The sequence below is a fragment of the Winogradskyella litoriviva genome, assembly GCF_013249065.1.
GTDB lineage: Bacteria > Bacteroidota > Bacteroidia > Flavobacteriales > Flavobacteriaceae > Winogradskyella > Winogradskyella litoriviva.
In genome coordinates this window covers 518,025-536,012 of sequence record NZ_JABRWQ010000004.1, presented here as the reverse complement: position 1 = coordinate 536,012, position 17,988 = coordinate 518,025, and the positions used below count along the sequence as shown (strand labels likewise).

The following is a 17,988-nucleotide window of genomic DNA, read 5'->3' as shown; positions in this document are numbered from 1 at the left end:
TATAAGTTTACGTCGGAATTAAATAGCTCGACAAAGTTAATGTTTTATCCGTTAAAATGACAAATAAAATATTAAAATTATTATGCCGTTTATCGAAAAAATATTTTTAGACATATTAAAGTATTGTAAATCAGGGTTTTATTGTTTTGGATGTTTTGTATTGATAATTTTAAAAAAAAGAATGATTTTACTTGCACTAAATATCGAATTAGAAGGGCAAATACAGTATTACTTTTTATCTACAACTCTAACCAGCTTATTATAATAAAACAAGTTATAATTTTATGAATTATGCATTTTTTAATGATGATAGAATACGAATGAATTATTTTTCAAAAAAATTAAAGTTTAAATAAAAACTAAAACAATATTTAAAATATAAAAAGGAAGAGCAATACTCCTTTCAAGCGCTTGAAATTTGTATTGCTCTTAACCAACCAATCAATATAAAGACTGTTTCTAACCTAAATTGTTACAGTCTTATTTACAATTCTTCTGTTACTAAGTCACCTTGATTTCTAAAGACTAATTGTCCATCAAACTCATCTAATAAAATGATGCTGTCAGTAGTAACTTTACCAGCTAATATTTCTTTACTTAACTGATTTAATACATCTTTCTGTATTACTCGTTTTACTGGTCTTGCACCATATTCTGGGTTAAACCCTTTATCGGCCAAATAGCTTACGGCTTCAGGTGTTGCATCAAAAGTAATACCTTGTTTTGCTATCATTTTAGTGATGCTCTTTAGTTGTAAACCAACAATGTCAATTATGTTTTCCTTAGATAAAGGCGTAAACATTATAGTATCATCTATTCTATTTAAAAATTCAGGTCTTACTGTTTGTTTTAATAATGCTAAAACATCTATTCTGGCAGCTTCAATGGCAGAAGGAATATCTTTTGTAGCTTCAAAACGGTCTTGTATAATCTGACTTCCCATATTAGAGGTCATAATTATAATAGTGTTTTTAAAGTCTGCAATTCTTCCTTTGTTGTCCGTTAAACGTCCTTCATCTAATACTTGTAATAAGATATTAAATGTATCTGGATGCGCTTTTTCAATTTCATCTAATAAGACTACAGAATAAGGTTTTCTTCGCACTGCTTCTGTTAATTGTCCGCCTTCATCATATCCAACGTATCCTGGAGGCGCACCAACCAAACGACTTACTGCGTGTCGCTCTTGGTATTCACTCATATCAATACGAGTCATTGCGTTTTCGTCATCAAACAAATATTCAGCTAAAGCTTTGGCTAGTTCCGTTTTACCAACACCAGTGGTTCCCAAAAATAGGAAGGTTCCAATTGGCTTTTGTGGATTTTGAAGTCCAGCTCTAGAGCGACGTACAGCATCACTCACAGCTTCAATAGCTTCTTCTTGTCCTACAACACGTTTGTGTAACTCGTCTTCTAATTTCAGTAATTTTTCGCGATCACTTTGAAGCATTTTTGTTACAGGAATACCAGTCCATTTTGCAACTACATCTGCGATATCTTCATACGTTACTTCTTCTTTTATTAACGATGTACCTTGTTGGTCAGCTAATTCTTTTTGAAATTTTTCTAACTTCTCAGTGGCATCTTTAATTTTTCCGTATCGGATTTCGGCTACTTTTCCATAATCACCATCACGTTCTGCACGTTCAGCTTCAATTTTAAAGTTTTCAATTTCTTCTTTTATATTCTGAACGTTCTCTACCACTTCTTTTTCAGACATCCATTTGGCATTTAGCTCATTTCGTTCTTCTTTAAGATTGGCTAAATCAGCTTTTAGGCTTTTTAATTTAGTTTCATCTTTTTCTCGTTTAATGGCTTCATGTTCAATTTCTAGCTGCATAATTTTACGGTCTAAAACATCTAATTCTTCTGGTTTAGAATTAATTTCCATTCGTAATTTAGAAGCAGCCTCATCCATTAAGTCAATCGCTTTATCTGGTAAAAAACGATTGGTGATATAACGTTGTGATAATTCCACAGCACCAATAATGGCTTCATCTTTAATTTGAACCTTGTGATGCGCTTCATATTTTTCTTTAATACCTCGTAGAATAGAAATAGCACTTTCAGTATCTGGCTCATCCACCTTTACCATTTGAAAACGACGCTCTAAAGCTTTGTCTTGTTCAAAGTATTTTTGGTATTCATCTAAAGTAGTTGCACCAATAGCTCTTAATTCGCCACGTGCTAAAGCAGGTTTTAAAATGTTTGCGGCATCCATTGCACCTTGTCCACCACCAGCACCTACAAGTGTATGTATCTCGTCGATAAATAATACGATATCACCATCACTTTCTGTAACCTCTTTAATTACGGCTTTAAGTCGCTCTTCAAATTCACCTTTAAATTTGGCACCTGCAATTAACGCACCCATATCTAAGGCAAAAATTTGCTTGTCTTTTAAGTTTTCAGGGATATCTCCATCTATAATTCTGTGCGCTAAACCTTCTGCAATGGCTGTTTTACCTGTTCCTGGTTCACCAACTAAAATCGGATTGTTTTTTGTTCTACGAGATAAAATTTGAAGGATTCTACGAATTTCTTCATCTCTACCAATCACAGGATCTAATTTGCCATCTCGTGCTAATTGATTTAAGTTTTTAGCGTACTTATTAAGTGAATTATAAGTTTCTTCTTGACTTTGAGATGTCACTCTTTCTCCTTTTCTTAATTCATCAATAGAAGCGTTTAGGCCTTTTTCAGTAACGCCTTGGTCTTTTAAGATTTGGGCAATTTTACTTTTAGATTTAAAGATAGCTAAAACTAAATGTTCAATAGAAACGTAGTCATCATTCATTTTTTTAGCGATGATGGCTGCCTCATTTAATGCTTTACTAGCATCTCGCGAAAGCATAATATCGCCTCCAGATACTTTAGGAAAACTTTCTAGTTCTTTGTCTAAAATTTGCTGTAACATAGACACATTGACATTCAACTTTTTGAGAAGGAATGGTAATACGTTTTCATCAACATTAAAAAGCGCTTTAAAAATGTGCTCGTTTTCTATTTGCTGATGACCAAAACCTTGAGCAAGCTGTTGAGCTTGCTGTATGGCTTCTTGCGACTTAATTGTATAATTGTTAAAATTCATATTTTATTGTTTTTATAGTTAACTAGAAACTTCTTGAGTTCTTAAATCAACCTTGTTTTATTGTTGTGTTTGTCTATCTTTAGGCAATTATCTTACCATTTTAAAAACGTAAGAAATAAACGACAAAATGTCTGTTTTAAAGCTTTTGTTAATGACGTTTTGTCTTATGTAAGATTAATGATTTGTTACGACTTAAGGAATGACGTCGATCAGTTTAGAGTTTTATTCTAGTTTAGAATAATGGACTATAATCATTGAAAAAGTAAATATATGTTTAAAAAGTTATTTGGTTCATCTGAACCGAAAGAAGAAAAAGTATTGCCGTGGCAACCATTAACTAACGTATCTCTATTAGATGTAATTGTTGATAAATCTAAAACCAAAACACAACTCATATTTAAGCATTCTACACGTTGTGGAATAAGCAGTATGGTTATGAAACAATTTGTGTCTGCTTATGATGTAAATAATAATGCTGATTTATATTATTTAGATTTATTGAGTTACAGAGATGTTTCTAATGAGGTTGGTTATAAATTTCAAGTGATGCATCAATCACCTCAACTTTTAGTAATTAAGAATGGCGTAGTGGTTGCGCATGCTAGTCATGGAGGTATTAATGAACTAGAATTAGAACGTTATAGTTAAAATTGAGTATTTACAATAAATATAAAATCACTAAAGTAGATTTATTAAAGCGTAATCATGGCATTTTTATAGAAAGTGTTGAAGACTCGTTTTTAAATTTTATTAGTCAAGAAAGAAAAGCTGGAAACAAAATTTTGAGTGATGACTATATTTTTAGTACTGAACGCAAAATAAAAAGAAGTACTTATATCAATGTTTTTGCCTTATGTATTTTGGGTTTGTTTTGTTTATTTCTAGGATTGTATCAATTTTTATATACCGAACCTTTAATAGGTGTCAACCTTTACACACAATTTCCGTTAATTTCTAATGGGTCTATAGAAATTGCTGGAAGTATTTTATTACTCTTAGGTAGCGGTTATAGTTATTTAAAACGAAAAGATGTTTTAGAGCGATTAGTTAAATCTCATTTAATAGACGCGTTAAGAAAGCTAAAAAGAGAAAAAGATAATTTACCCATAGCTCAGAGTAAAAAGCGTAAACGTTTTAAGCAATCTTATAAAGTTGGAAATAAAAAGCCTCCCAAATAATGAGAGGCTTCTAATGATTAACTATGTAATTTATAGGATTTAAGAATCCCTTTTAGCTTCAATTTTAAATCTTCTCCAGTGTCATATACCATTTGTTCATCTGTAGGGAAACTCATTTGCCTTTGGTTTAAAAGATTAATATCGTCTCTTACTAATGCTCTTTTATCTCCTCTATAAGTACCAAAAATATTCTCGAAAACAAATCCACTATCTATAGAAAAAGAATCAATTGTTTGATTTTGTTTTAAATCTGTATAAACCACATCAGCAATAACTTGTGCCGATTTTGTTTGTAATACTTCCGTAAATCTAGCCTTAACGTTTACAATTTTATCAATTTTAATGTCGTTACCTAAACTGTCTTTTTTTACGTTTCCGTTTCTGTCTAGTTGGTATTCCCAACCATCAACAATTTGTTTTTGTCTTAAAATCTGTGTTTCGTTAATACGCTCTGGCGAAATGTTTATTTGCTTTAATTGCAATGCCATGGCAAAATCATAATCTATGGTTTCACTCGTATTAGTGTGATATGTTGTCCAGAAATCATTTAAACCATAGGTGTTAAAATCAATTAAATCTGCTTCTAATTGCTGCGGAATAAACTGTTGTGTTTGGTTTTGAATAGAAACGTGTACGTAATCCATACCAGCTTCATGCGCTTCTGTAATTAAGCTTCTGTTTTCTTCAAAATTAGGGTTGATTTCTTCAATATAACTGAAAATACCATGTGCTTGTCTTGCATTAAATTTATCACCAGAATCTAATAATGTAATTCCTTGGCCAATTAAGTACTCAGACGTTTTATATCTGTAGTCTACAATTTCCGCACTGTAATCATTAAAATTTAAATTCAATGTTTTACCATTTATCTGCAAAGGCATCACACGCTTAATGGCGTTTTGTCTTTCCTCTAAGTCTAAATAGATATTATAGATGGTTTTATATTGCTCAGGATTTCCGTCTTTTTTAAGATGCGCAACATCATTTAAATCTTCTTCTAGAACTTTATAGTATGCATCCTCAAGCATCACAATATAATCTTGCTTACGGTTTTTGTCTTTATTATTTTCAAGTTTTCTTAACGCTTCAGAAATAGCTTGGTCGTAATTACCATGGCTAATTGCGGTTTCAATTTGTTTTTTAGCACTACAAGATATTAGTACTGAAACAAGAACTGTTAAAAGTAAAAATCTTTTCATAATGTTAGGTTTTATTGGTTATGTAATAGGTATTTCCAATTATGATGCCAAACTTTAAATTGAACGTCACTTCGAGTGATTTGTGAGGTACAAACAAATTGTATCGAGAAGCTTTTTAAACATATTGTTCTCGATACAAAATTGCTCGAAAAAAGCAATTTCACTAGAACTGACCGATGGTGTCAATTTATAATTGTATGTCTCTTGAACTGACGATTAGGATATATTTTCGTTTCTTTGCAAATCAATTGAAAGTACTATGTTTAATACGGAAAATGGTTGTTTTCATCCTTTAGAAACATCTTCGGAAAAACTTCCGAAAGAGTTTACATTTCCGTTTTATTACACACCACATCCACTTTGTATTAAAGCTGCAGATGAGTTAAAAGCATATTTAACTACGCAGCAAAATTTTGAACATAATTTTGGATTAGACGATACAAAAAAAGGTCTAAAACTCGGAAAAATGTTTGGTGTAATGTTAGTTGAAACAACAGAAGGAAAAATAGGTTACCTCGCAGCATTTTCAGGAAAATTAGCAGAAAGCAATCATTTAAAAGGATTTGTACCACCAGTTTATGATACTTTGAATACCAATGGTTTTTACAAACAAAATGATGCGCATTTAAATGATTTAACAGCCGAAATAGAACAACTAGAACAAAACCCTGAAATAGAAATAGCCTTAAATAAATTAAAGAATTTAAAGTTTGAAAACATTCAAAAGCTTGAAGATTTTAAAGCCAATGCCAAAGCCGAAAAACAAAAGCGAAAACAACGTAGAGTAGAAGCAGAGCAAAATCTTACAGATACTGAAAAAGCACTTTTTTTTGAAGATTTGAAGCAACAAAGTATTCAGAGTAATATTGATTTAAAATATTTAAAACTACATCTAGAAGATGCGCTGAAAAAAGCAGAAAATGATGTAACCGAATTACAAAATCCAATTGAAGCTTTAAAATTAGAACGAAAAACATTGTCTGCACGTTTGCAAAAAGAGATTCATGAGCATTATAGATTTCTAAATGCTAAAGGCGAAACCAAAGATTTAATTACAATATTTAATAATACAGATTTAGGAAAACCACCTGCAGCCGCTGGCGAATGTGCTGCACCTAAATTGTTTCAGTATGCTTATCAAAATAACATGAAGCCTATTGCTATGGTCGAATTTTATTGGGGAATTGCACCAAGCAAAGAAGTTAGAAAACATGGACAATTTTATCCATCTTGCAGAGGACGTTGCGAGCCTATTTTAGGACACATGATGCAAGGATTAGTTGTAGAACCAAATCCTATTGAATTAGCAGGTGTGTTTAATGGCGAATTAGAAATAATCTATGAGGACGATTATTTACTGCTCGTGAATAAGCCTCATGAGTTTTTATCTGTTCCTGGTAAAACCATTAAAGATTCAGTGTTGACGAGGATGCAAGCGTATTTGCCAAATGCTACAGGACCGTTATTGTTGCATCGTTTAGATATGTCAACCTCTGGTTTGTTGCTAGTAGCTAAAAATGAAAGAACACACAAAAAACTTCAAAAACAGTTTATAGAACGCACTATAAAAAAGCGCTATGTCGCTTTGTTAGATGGAATTTTAAATGCTGAACAAGGCATCATTGATTTACCTTTAAGAGTAGATTTAAATAACAGACCAAGGCAATTGGTTTGTTATCAACACGGTAAAAAAGCAATCACTAAATTTGAAGTTGTTGAGATTGTAGATAATAAAACAAGGATTCATTTTTATCCAATCTCTGGCAGAACACATCAGTTGCGCGTACATGCAGCACACCACAAAGGTTTAAATATGCCTATTGTTGGCGATGATTTATACGGAAGAATTTCTAACCGATTACACCTTCATGCTGAGACTTTGAGTTTTGAGCACCCTGTAAAAAAAGAATGGGTAAGTTTTAGTTGTGAAGCTTCTTTTTAGTTGACGGTTTTTAAGGAGATTGTCTTCCGTATTAACTTTTAGATTAATGCAAAAAAAGACCAAAGTAATTCAACTTCGGTCTTCACATATATTTTTAGCTTAATGCTTATTTCTTCTTTTTCTTAGAATCAAAAACAGGTAATAATTTCGTTTTTACAGAACCAAACCCAATTCTAATATCATCATTTTCGCAATAGCCTCTCATAATTACGGTATCATTATCGTTAATGAATTTACGTTCGGTTCCATCCTTTAACTTCAAAGGTTTTGTGCCTTTCCAGCTTAATTCTAACATAGAACCATAAGAATCTGGTGTAGGGCCAGAAATGGTTCCACTTCCCATCATATCCCCAGAATTTACAGGACAGCCATTTATAGTATGGTGTGCTAATTGCTGAGACATATTCCAATACATATATTTAAAGTTAGATTTAGAAACAATGGTTTCTTTTGCTCCTTTAGGCTGAATACCAACTTCTAAATTAATATCAAAGCTCTTTTTTCCTTTAGTTTGAAGATATTCTAGAGGTTTTGGGTTTTGCTTTGGACTTTCCGTTCTAAAAGGTTCTAAAGCATCTAGAGTTACAATCCAAGGCGACATAGAAGAGGCAAAGTTTTTACCTAAGAATGGTCCAAGTGGTACATATTCCCATTTCTGAATATCACGTGCAGACCAATCATTAAATAAAACCAACCCAAAGATGTATTCTTCAGCTTCTTCAATAGGAATTGGTTCTCCTAAATCATTAGCGTCTGTAGTAATAAAAGCCATTTCTAATTCAAAGTCCACCAATTTTGAAGGCCCAAAAACAGGTTTGTCTGCACCATCTGGTAATGTTTGACCTTGCGGACGATGAATAGGAATTCCCGAAGGAATAATGGAAGAACTTCTACCATGGTAACCTACTGGCATGTGTACCCAATTTGGTAACAACGCATTTTCTGGGTCTCTAAACATTGCACCTACATTAGTTGCATGTTCTTTACTTGCGTAGAAGTCTGTGTAATCACCAACTTGTATTGGTAATTGCATTTCAATTTCATCTAAACGAAATAAAATAGTTTCTTTATGTGGTACATTATTTTTTAAAGTATCATTTTCTACATCAAAAATTTGTGCTATTCTATTTCTAACTAAACGCCATGTTTTTCTACCATCTGCAATAAAATCATTTAAGGTGTCTTGTAAAAAAATATCGTCTGTTAAAGGAATACCTTCAAAATAACCTAATTGATGCAAAGCGCCAAGGTCAATAGCAGTATCTCCAATTCTTGTTCCTATAGTAATAATGTCGTCTCTGGTTAAGAAAACACCAAAAGGAATGTTTTGAATTGGGAAGTCTGAAGATTTACCGACATGTAACCATGACGTTCTATCTGGATTATTGGCTGATAATGGCATATTGTTATTGTTGATTAAATGTTCATTAATTTCATTCAAACCTACATAATTTTTGATATTTAAACTAATGTATTCACTATTTTTGTACTGATTTAACAAACACTATATATATGCAACGCGACGAACAAATTTTTGAACTCATTAATGCTGAAAAAGAACGCCAGATAGATGGTATAGAATTAATAGCCTCTGAGAATTTTGTAAGTGACCAAGTTATGGAAGCTGCAGGTTCTGTTTTAACTAATAAATATGCTGAAGGTTATCCTGGTAAACGCTATTATGGTGGATGTGAAGTAGTTGATGAGGTAGAAAATATTGCTATTGAGAGAGCAAAAACATTGTTTGGCGCTGCTTATGCCAATGTACAACCACACTCTGGGAGTCAGGCAAACACAGCAGTTTTTCATGCGTGTTTAAAGCCAGGCGATACTATTTTAGGGTTTGATTTGTCTCATGGTGGACACTTAACACATGGTTCTCCTGTGAATTTTTCAGGTAAATTATATCGACCTACATTTTATGGTGTAAAAAAAGATACTGGTTATATAGACTATGATATGTTAGCTGACCAAGCTAAAAAGGAGCAACCAAAATTAATCATTGCTGGTGCTTCTGCTTATTCTAGAGATATAGATTTTGCGAAGTTTAGAGAAGTTGCAGATAGTGTTGGTGCTGTTTTATTAGCTGATATTTCGCATCCAGCAGGTTTAATTGCCAAAGGTATTTTAAATGACCCAATGCCACATTGCCATATTGTAACAACTACAACACATAAAACCTTACGTGGGCCAAGAGGTGGAATGATTATGATGGGCGAAAATATTGATAACCCATTTGGTATTACTTTAAAGAATGGTAAACTACGTAAAATGTCTGGTTTATTAGATTCTGGTGTTTTTCCAGGTAACCAAGGTGGACCATTAGAGCATATTATTGCAGCTAAAGCCATTGCTTTTGGCGAAGCTTTAACCGATGAGTTTTTACATTATATGCTACAAGTAAAACACAATGCTGATGCTATGGCAAAAGCATTTGTGGCTAAAGATTATAATTTAATTTCTGGTGGAACGGACAACCACATGATGTTAATTGACCTACGAAATAAAAACATTACTGGTAAAGATGCAGAGAATGCCTTAGTAAAAGCAGATATTACAGTAAATAAAAACATGGTACCTTTTGATACAGAATCTCCTTTTGTAACTTCTGGTATTAGAGTAGGCACAGCAGCAATTACTACAAGAGGTTTAAAGGAAACTGATATGCCTTACGTTGTAGATTTAATTGACGAAGTATTAGCAAACTACCAAGACGAAACTGTTTTAGCTGGTGTTGCTGAGAAAGTGAATGCTTTAATGGGTGGACGTGCTTTGTTTAATGCTTAGATAATTCTACGCTCAGTCTAAAACATTATTTTATTTGAGATGAAAGCTGTTTATTAACGTTCAATATTGTGAGAGGAATTATTTTTATTTTGGTTCTATTGTTTTTTTATACGTGTAAATGCGATAAAGAAACTTATTATTTGGATGAAGAAATGATAGCATTATTTCCTTACGAAAATTTGAGTATTGTTACATTTACAGATATTAACGAGAACTTAGTTGTTTTTAACGACATTAGGTATGAACGTGAAATATATGAGGAAAGTAGTCCGTCTGCATTTTTTTATTCAGGGCCAGACTGTGATGATAGTTATGAGAAAATTACAGTATCAATGAAAAGCGGAAGTGAGTATGAGTTATATGTAAGCACAGGACCTGGATTTAAAGCAGCTGTTGTAGATGATGCTCTCGGATACTTTGACTTAGAAGAAAATGAATATATTAATTATAGTTTTAACGATGTTTCATATGATGATGCTTTAAGAATTTATAGCAATTATAATGATTCTGAAATAATATTAATTCCAGATATAGGTGTTGTTTCAATTCAATATGGTTACCAAGACTATATGCCAGAGTTGTGGCAGTCGTTGATATTAGATAACTAAAAAAAGCCTTTCAATTTATTTTGAAAGGCTTTTTTTTAACGTTTTATCAAAATAATATGTATGAAAAAGAGTTAAGTGATATTTGTCATAGAATATAAGGTGTAATAGGAAGTAATTTTAAAGTTTAAAAAAAATACAGAAATACAATGAATACAGAATACAATACTTGGCACCATCCATATAAGCCAGCAGTAAAATACAAGAAAAAAGTAGCATACTTTAGTATGGAATTTGGGATTGACCAATCTTTTAATATTTATTCTGGAGGTCTTGGATTTTTGGCAGGATCACATATGCGCTCTGGTTATGAGCTTAAGCAAAATATGATTGGTATTGGTATGCTTTGGAAATATGGTTACTACGATCAAGCTAGAAACGATGACCAAACCTTAAGAACTGAATTTAACGAAAAACATTTCGATTTTCTTGAAGATACAGGAATTGAAGTAGAGGTAAAGCTTCATGATAATCCGCATGTAAAAGTAAGAGCCTATGTATTAAAACCCGAAATTTTTGGTACAGTACCAATGTATTTTCTTACAACAGACGTTGATGGAAATGACCATTTGTCTAGAACCATTACTAATCATTTATACGATGCTAATGAGGTAACACGTGTTTCACAAAGTATTGTATTAGGTATAGGAGGAGCAAAAGTTGTTGAGGCATTAGGAGGCGCAGATACTTATCACTTAAATGAAGGTCATGCATTGCCAGCCTTTTATTATTTAAAAGATCAAGGCGTTAAGAAAAGTCAAATGGTATTTACAACTCATACACCAGAAAAAGCCGGAAATGAAGAGCGTGATGCACGACACTTAAATAGATGTGGATTTTTTGGTAGAACACTTTCTGAAGCAGAGCTAAAAAAGGAATCTGTTAATGGTGGAATGATTAACTATACCATTTCGGCACTAAGAATGGCCAAAAAAGCAAATGGAGTTTCTAAACTACATGCTAAAGTGGCAAATGATATGTGGAAGGATTATAAGGGAGTAAGTAAAATAATACCAATTACAAATGCACAAAATCAAAAGTTTTGGCAAGATGCTAGTATTAAGAAAGCTTGGGCTAACAAAAAGGTAAAAGCTTACAAAACCAGAAAAACAATTCTAAAAAAAGAGTTATTTGAAGAAGTTTTTAAGCAAACAGGTAAAACATTTGATCCTAAAGTATTAACTATAGTTTGGGCTAGACGTTTTGCAGGTTATAAAAGAGCAGATTTATTATTACATGATATTGAGCGCTTTAAAAAATTAATTTCTAACCAAAAATATCCAGTTCAAATTATTTGGGCAGGTAAACCTTACCCTTATGATTACTATGCAATAGATGTTTTCAATCACTTAGTAAATCATTCTAAAACAGAACCTAATCTTGCTGTACTTATTGGATATGAGATAGAATTATCTAAAAAGCTAAAGTGTGGTTCTGATGTTTGGTTAAATACTCCTAGAATTACACGAGAAGCTTCTGGAACTAGCGGAATGACAGCTGCTATGAATGGTTCTGTAAATGTTTCAACCGATGATGGATGGATTCCTGAGTTTGCAAAAGATGGTGAAAATAGTTTTGTTTTACCTGCTATAGATTATCAATTACCTATTTGGGATCAAGATAATATTGATGCCAATAATTTATATGATATTTTAGAGAATAAAGTAATTCCTACTTACTATAATAATCCAAAAAAATGGCAAGATATTGTCTTTAAAGGAATGGATGGTGTTATCCCTGAGTTTACTAGTAAAAGAATGGCAGATGAATATTACAAGAAATTGTTTTAATCATATTGTAATAAATGTTAGAAAGCCCTTTAATTTAGTTTGAAGGGCTTTTTTTATTAATCCATTTTAAGTTCAGCAATATAGAAATAAGAATAATTATCCCAATAATTATAAGATATGACCACGATAAATTTTTAAGCGAAGGCTGTACGAATTTTGAAATAAAGGCTAAGATATATGGTATTGAGGTAAGGATATTAAATGTAAGCCATAAGTATTTTAGAATTTCAATTGCGAATTTCGAATAATTGATTTTTGATTTCAAAACAAAATATAATTTTTAATCATCAAATGACGTGCGATTATATGCTCCTGCGTCTATAGCACCTAGTCTAGATGCACCAAGGATATCACTTTCTACACCAAATGTAATTGTATTAATACTAATTGCACCAGAATCTTCACCAATGCGCATTAAATTTTCAAAAGGATCTTCAAAATCTGGGTCTTCATTAAATCTATTATTTTCATAATGAGTAACATTATCAAAATTATAATTTTCAGTATCAGCAAGTGTTTCATTATTAAATCTAAGTAAACAATTACTAAATTTGTAGTTGAAAACAGACCCTTGCTTTTCTATGGTAAATTCTGGGTTATCGTTACCATAAATAATACAGTTATTAAAATTAGCTGCAGTAAGGTTATTGGTGAAAATGGTATTGTCTTCGTCAATAAAATAATCATTAATAAGTAGTGCAGGATAATCTCTAAAACTACTATTCCAGTAATTAGCTATTGTACAATGGGTAAAGTTGTATTTTCCGCCAAAAGTGCCAGCAAAAGAAGATTGTCCGCAATTATTAATCACTACGTTTTCAGCTGTAATAGACGTTGCTCTGCCTAAAATACCAAAGCTACTTACATTGTAAATTTGAGAATTAGTAATAGTTAATTTATCTTCTGCAGATGTTTGATTTCCTTCTGCTAAAATACCAATAGTTGCATTTTTAATGGTGGCATAATTAATGGTATTGTTGTCGCTACCATTATACAACCAGATTGTTCCCCATTGACCTGGAATATCTTCATAAAGAGGTTCTAATCGGTCACCTTCTAGAATTACCTCATTGTCTAGGGTTTCTTGGTTTGGACTGTACGCACCATTGATATGAAGCGATGCATTATTAGTAACTATGATTCCGGAATCTGCATGAAAGTGAACACGTGCACCTGCTTGCATAGTTAAAGTTTTACCTTCTGCAACACCTGCATAACCGTAGATTACATAGGGTTTATTGTTTGTAAAAGTTAATTCGCTATCGTCTAGAAAACGTCCTTGTAAGGTGGTCTCGTCTGGTGTTCCGTCTCCATCAACATCAAACGTTAAGGTTTCAATAATATTTGTTTCTTCATCTTTAGCCGGATATATAAAAATGGCATCTTTTACCAAAGTTACAACCTCTACGTTCTGCTGGTTACTACCTGCATCAAAAAGAATTTTATCTGTATATAAAAATTGATTATAGAAGCTTCCGATTGAAGAAATATCAATGGTTGTTTCAATAAAAATATATAAACTATCATTGGCTAATAATTCTACGTTTTCAAAAAATTTACCTTCTTGTTCACCTTCTAAACCTGTTTGTCCATCAACATTCATTCTATAAAATGAATTGATTCCATTTTCAAACTGAATGGTAGGTATCACAATATCATCATCACTGCGATTATATACTTTAAGATTGTAGGTGCTAGAGCCAATGTTGGTAAAAACAGTATCTAAATAGATAGTGTCTTTTGCAAATTCTAAATTTCCTGTACTTGGTGAAAATTCAAAATCGTTTCTGCAAGAACTCCAAAATAATAAGATTCCGAAACAAATAAAGAATGATAGCAATCGCTTCATAAGTCATAAATATATTTAAGGCTTAAAAATATAACTTTTGAAGTTAGGATTTATTATAGATAGGTATAAATTATGCAGTAGTTTGCTAATCTTCCTTTTTAATAGTCTCTTCACTATATTGTTCTATTAAAATTAAAAACAGTTGGCTATTTAATACAAGTTCTTCTAGCAATAGTATTTTATTTTCAACTTTAAGTAATTCTGAACTTATTTGTTTCGCTTCACAAAAATCAAAAAACAGATGTGATTTGTTTTCTGGAATTTTTAAATCTTTTGTAATTAAATCTTTATTAAAAAATGAACTATTTTCAAATAAAGAATCCATTTGGGTATATGTAATGGGTAGATAAACAGGTGCTTTATATTTATCTTTTTTTTTAAAAAGTTTTACGGCAAGACCAATAAGCGCAATAAAATCTACTCCACCAGTTGCATTTGCTGGTTGGTATAAGTGAGGATTGTTTTTAATATCTTCTTTTAAAATAGATTGAAGGTCATTATTATAAGTTTCTTCAGTAAAAACAGGCTGTTCTGGTTCAGCTATTATTTCAACTTCATCGAGTTCCGTTTGTATTTCTTTGAGTTCAAAAACAGCTACACCTTCAAAATGAATATCTTTTAATATAATGGTTTTTTTATGATAGAATAAAGATTCAAAAGTTAGACTATCATTAACTTTAGCGTTTATGCTAAATTCACCATTGGCATTGGTTAATGTTAGTCGTTCTTGCGTTTTATTATATACCTTAATGTTTTTTAAAACGCCTTTAGAATCATAGATTTTTCCGTTTAATGTTTGAGAATAAAGAATAAAAGGAAAGCATAAAAGAAAAAGGAAAGTAGTAGCTTTTAGCATGTTTGAGTTGATTGATACCCTAAAGAAAAGAGATTCAATTGAAAACTATGTATGCATTAAAAAAACTTTAACCTAAAAAAATGTTAATTGAATAATTTACCAATTTCAGGAACAATGCGAGTAGGTCGTTGAGTTTTATTATCTATTAAACACCATTTTGCTTTAGAATTAACAATAAGCTGATTGGTTTTTGCATTGGTGATTTCTACATGTCTAATGGTAGATACACCAGAAACCTTAGACACAAAAGTTTTTAAATGTAAAGTGTCTCCAAGCAACGCCTGACTTTTATACTCAATAAAATGATTAACCAAAAACCATGAGTATGATTCTAAAATATTTTGAGTTGCATAAGTGAGCCAATGTTCTTTAGCAATGTCTTGTACCCATTGCACATAACGTACATTATTAACATGGTTTAGATCATCAATATCTTGTTCTGAAACTACTATTGTTTTTTCGAATATTTGCATGCTTTGTTTTAGATGCTAAAAGATAATAATTACTGAGCTGAAATTTTAACTTCAAAAAGTTTGTCCCAGTTTTTACCTGTAACAAATATGGTTTCTCGTTCTGGGTGGTATGCAATACCATTTAATACATCTAATTCTGGATGTTGTTTTACTTTCTCTTTTAAAGATTCAAAATTTATAACACCTTCAACACCACCTGTATTTGGGTTTATTATTGCAACGCCATTTCTTTGATAAATATTTGCGAATATTTTACCATTAATCCATTCTAGCTCATTAATTCGTGGGATTTTGCCTTTTTGTGTAAAAACTTCAATATGGCTTTGTTCTGTTAAGTTTTCTGGGTTTAATAGGTAGATTCTTTCTGTTCCATCAGATTTATATAATGTTTTTCCGTCATTACATATTCCCCAACCTTCTTTACTTGTTCCGTATTTAAATGTACTTAGTTTTTCAAAAGTATTTACATCATATACAAAACCTCGTTCGCTTTGCCATGTTAACTGATAGATTTTATCATTAAAAATAGTTAATCCTTCTCCAAAATATTGATTTTCTAAATTAATGTTTTTTAAGATTTCACCATTTTCAAAGTTTAACTTTCGGAGCTTAGATTCTCCTTTTTGCCCTGTACTTTCGTATAATTCACCATTATAGAATTCTAAACCTTGGGTGTACGATGTAATATCATGAGGGTAGGTGTTTATAATTTCAAATGTGTAAATGGTAGGAATCACATTGTTAAAAATAATAACAGGTTTAGTAATTGTTTCCGTTTTACCATCAACATTTACAGTTGCCGTAATGGTTTTATTACCTAAGGTTATATTATTTAAAATAGTATTGTTTTCTATTGCTTTTCCGTTTAAATCATATGTAACACTGCTGACATTTAGGTTCTTAGGGTTATTTATAGACAACTTTAATGTATCACCTAGCATCAATGATTGTTCGTTAATTTTTATTGATAAACTAGATTTTTTTGTGCCATTAGTGTCACCACAATTTGTAATAAATAATGTTAACGTAAAGAGAATTAAATATTTAGAAAGTTGCATAGGATTTGTTTGAATTTTTAGCAAGTTATTAAATAAAATTCAGTTTAAAAATCTCTAATTAAATATTGTGTAAGTTTGAAAAGGTTGTATCTTTGCAGCCGGCAAGTCCTACACAACCAGCTCCTGTTGAATCCTCCAGGGCGGGAACGCAGCAAAGGTAAATGGTCGTAGCGGTGTGATGTAGGTAGCTTGCCTTTTTTTGTACAATAAACTCAAATCTTGACAGCTATAGCTATTCAGGATTTTTTTGTTTTAAATCAAAAAATAAACCATGAGTAAATTTCTACTAATTTAGGAATTTGTATTTTCGAAATCATAATATAGATTAAAGTATGTCTAAAGTAGTTTTAATAACAGGAGGTTCTTCTGGAATAGGGAAATCGGTTGGCGAGTTTCTACAAGCTAAAGGTTTTAAGGTTTATGGTACAAGTAGAAATCCGGATAATTATCCAAATAGTAAATTTCCTATTGTTGCGTTAGACGTTACTAAACCTGAAACTATTTCTAAATGTGTGTTTGATATTTTATCTAAAGAATCTAAAATTGATGTGCTTCTTAATAATGCTGGTGCTGGTATTACAGGACCAATTGAAGAAATTCCAGACGCTGAAATAAAACGAAATTTTGAAACCAATTTTTTTGGTCCAATCAATGTCATCAAAGCAGTATTACCGTCTATGCGGAAACAAAATTCTGGTTTAATTATTAATGTAACATCTATTGCTGGTTATATGGGATTACCATATAGAGGCGTTTACAGCGCAAGTAAAGGTGCTTTAGAATTAATAACTGAAGCCTTTAGAATGGAATTAAAAGGTTTTAATATTAACATGACCAATGTTGCACCTGGTGATTTTGCAACTAACATTGCTGCTGGTCGTTTTCACGCACCAGTATTAGAAAACTCACCATATAAAGCAACTTACGGCAAAACGCTGAGCATGATGGACGAGCACGTAGATAGCGGAAGTGATCCACAACAAATGGCAGAAGCTATTTATAAGATCATTGAATCTAAGAACCCTAAAATTCATTATAAAGTTGGTGCTTTTTTACAGAAATTCTCCATTGTTTTAAAACGAATTCTTCCAGATACAGTTTACGAGAAAATGTTGATGAATCATTATAAGTTATAAGTTAAACATCTAAAAGTTGATAAG

14 protein-coding genes and 1 other RNA gene are annotated in these 17,988 nt (G+C 31.7%); 8 read left to right on the top strand and 7 right to left on the bottom strand.

Annotation, left to right across the window (positions count from 1 at the left end; all coding sequences use genetic code 11):
- Positions 1–484 precede the first annotated feature (484 nt).
- Positions 485–3,091 carry an ATP-dependent chaperone ClpB gene (gene clpB / locus HNV10_RS11320; protein WP_173301462.1) on the bottom strand — a complete coding sequence of 869 codons (2,607 nt, stop codon included), beginning with the start codon at positions 3,089–3,091 and terminating at the stop codon, positions 485–487.
- A gap of 270 nt (positions 3,092–3,361) precedes the next feature.
- Between clpB and ytxJ the strand changes: the two genes are divergently transcribed.
- The gene (gene ytxJ, locus HNV10_RS11315; protein WP_173301461.1) at positions 3,362–3,739 is read left to right on the top strand and encodes a bacillithiol system redox-active protein YtxJ; all 378 of its coding nucleotides are present in this window, start codon (positions 3,362–3,364) and stop codon (positions 3,737–3,739) included.
- A gap of 2 nt (positions 3,740–3,741) precedes the next feature.
- Positions 3,742–4,269, top strand: coding sequence for a hypothetical protein (locus HNV10_RS11310; RefSeq protein WP_173301460.1), 528 nt, complete (start codon positions 3,742–3,744; stop codon positions 4,267–4,269).
- Positions 4,270–4,286: 17 nt separating this feature from the next.
- Here HNV10_RS11310 and HNV10_RS11305 read toward each other — a convergent pair whose 3' ends face one another.
- A complete protein-coding gene (locus HNV10_RS11305; protein WP_194241037.1) occupies positions 4,287–5,468 on the bottom strand; it encodes a hypothetical protein in 1,182 nt (393 codons plus the stop codon).
- A gap of 259 nt (positions 5,469–5,727) precedes the next feature.
- Between HNV10_RS11305 and HNV10_RS11300 the strand changes: the two genes are divergently transcribed.
- Entirely contained in the window at positions 5,728–7,410 is a 1,683-nt protein-coding gene (locus HNV10_RS11300) for an RluA family pseudouridine synthase (protein ID WP_173301459.1), read from the top strand.
- Positions 7,411–7,516: 106 nt separating this feature from the next.
- Here HNV10_RS11300 and fahA read toward each other — a convergent pair whose 3' ends face one another.
- Positions 7,517–8,812, bottom strand: a complete 1,296-nt coding sequence (gene fahA / locus HNV10_RS11295; RefSeq protein WP_173301532.1) for a fumarylacetoacetase — start codon at positions 8,810–8,812, stop codon at positions 7,517–7,519.
- Between the two features lie 110 nt (positions 8,813–8,922).
- Here fahA and glyA point away from each other — a divergent pair, with 110 nt between their 5' ends.
- The 3 genes from glyA (at position 8,923) to glgP (ending at position 12,592) form a co-directional block, all read left to right on the top strand.
- Positions 8,923–10,197 carry a serine hydroxymethyltransferase gene (gene glyA / locus HNV10_RS11290; RefSeq protein ID WP_173301458.1) on the top strand — a complete coding sequence of 425 codons (1,275 nt, stop codon included), beginning with the start codon at positions 8,923–8,925 and terminating at the stop codon, positions 10,195–10,197.
- A gap of 152 nt (positions 10,198–10,349) precedes the next feature.
- Positions 10,350–10,805 (top strand): hypothetical protein, encoded by a 456-nt coding sequence (locus HNV10_RS11285; RefSeq protein WP_173301457.1) that lies wholly within the window; start codon positions 10,350–10,352, stop codon positions 10,803–10,805.
- Between the two features lie 146 nt (positions 10,806–10,951).
- The gene (gene glgP, locus HNV10_RS11280; RefSeq protein WP_173301456.1) at positions 10,952–12,592 is read left to right on the top strand and encodes an alpha-glucan family phosphorylase; all 1,641 of its coding nucleotides are present in this window, start codon (positions 10,952–10,954) and stop codon (positions 12,590–12,592) included.
- Positions 12,593–12,872: 280 nt separating this feature from the next.
- On the opposite strand, the gene HNV10_RS11275 is transcribed toward glgP, so the two are convergent.
- The 4 genes from HNV10_RS11275 to HNV10_RS11260 all read right to left on the bottom strand — a co-directional run bounded on the left by HNV10_RS11275 (position 12,873) and on the right by HNV10_RS11260 (position 16,828).
- Positions 12,873–14,441, bottom strand: a complete 1,569-nt coding sequence (locus HNV10_RS11275) for a right-handed parallel beta-helix repeat-containing protein (RefSeq protein WP_173301455.1) — start codon at positions 14,439–14,441, stop codon at positions 12,873–12,875.
- An 85-nt stretch (positions 14,442–14,526) separates the two neighbouring features.
- Positions 14,527–15,297 carry a hypothetical protein gene (locus HNV10_RS11270; protein WP_173301454.1) on the bottom strand — a complete coding sequence of 257 codons (771 nt, stop codon included), beginning with the start codon at positions 15,295–15,297 and terminating at the stop codon, positions 14,527–14,529.
- Positions 15,298–15,380: 83 nt separating this feature from the next.
- Entirely contained in the window at positions 15,381–15,770 is a 390-nt protein-coding gene (locus HNV10_RS11265) for an acyl-CoA thioesterase (protein WP_173301453.1), read from the bottom strand.
- A 29-nt stretch (positions 15,771–15,799) separates the two neighbouring features.
- Entirely contained in the window at positions 15,800–16,828 is a 1,029-nt protein-coding gene (locus tag HNV10_RS11260; RefSeq protein WP_173301452.1) for a glutaminyl-peptide cyclotransferase, read from the bottom strand.
- Positions 16,829–16,927: 99 nt separating this feature from the next.
- On the opposite strand from HNV10_RS11260, the gene ffs reads away from it, so the two are divergent.
- Together ffs and HNV10_RS11250 are read left to right on the top strand one after the other, a co-directional pair.
- Positions 16,928–17,026: signal recognition particle sRNA small type (gene ffs / locus HNV10_RS11255), an RNA gene on the top strand.
- A gap of 134 nt (positions 17,027–17,160) precedes the next feature.
- A complete protein-coding gene (locus tag HNV10_RS11250) occupies positions 17,161–17,964 on the top strand; it encodes an SDR family oxidoreductase (protein ID WP_173301451.1) in 804 nt (267 codons plus the stop codon).
- The last annotated feature ends 24 nt before the right edge of the window (positions 17,965–17,988 follow it).